A 536-nucleotide genomic window follows, 5' to 3' on the forward strand; every position below is an offset into this window, starting at 1 on the left:
CATGAAGCTTTTCTCACGGACGACCGCGGTCGTCGCCGCGGGCGTCGCGGCCGTCACCATCGGTGTGGCGGTCCAGGGCGGGGGCTCCGTGGCCAACGCCGCCCCCGCCTCCGCCGTATCCATCGACCCCCCACTGCCCCCGTTGGCCGTGGAGACCTTCGAGTACCCGGACGCCGCCCGGATCTACCAGGAACGCGGCATCAAGCTGAAGAGCGGCGACGGACACATCACGCTCGCCACCTGCGGCACCCCCGGCCTCATCGAGATCCGCGCCCGCGGCATGGACGAGGCCGACCCCGTCGGACGCGGCCTCTTCTGCTTCAAGGTCACCGGGAAGACCGGACGCCTCGACCTCGAAATCCCCGCTGTCATCGGCGCCAAGGCCAACGACTACGCCGTCAAGGTCCACATGGTCACCGGCGAGGAAGAGCAGTCCTACAACCTCAAGAAGAACTCCTGGAACAACGTCGGCGAGACCGCCGACCCCCAGGGCCGTGACTTCACCCTGCTGCAGATCGTCGCAGCCAAGTAACCCC

Annotated in this window: 1 protein-coding gene; it reads left to right on the forward strand. The window is 68.1% G+C overall.

Annotated elements, in window-relative coordinates:
• Positions 1-532: hypothetical protein (locus A4V12_RS31980; RefSeq protein WP_064072992.1), on the forward strand; the 532-nt coding region annotated here is incomplete at its 5' end.
• Positions 533-536: the final 4 nt, after the last annotated feature.

Origin of the sequence: Streptomyces noursei, assembly GCF_001646665.1 — a bacterium.
GTDB lineage: Bacteria > Actinomycetota > Actinomycetes > Streptomycetales > Streptomycetaceae > Streptomyces > Streptomyces lavendulocolor.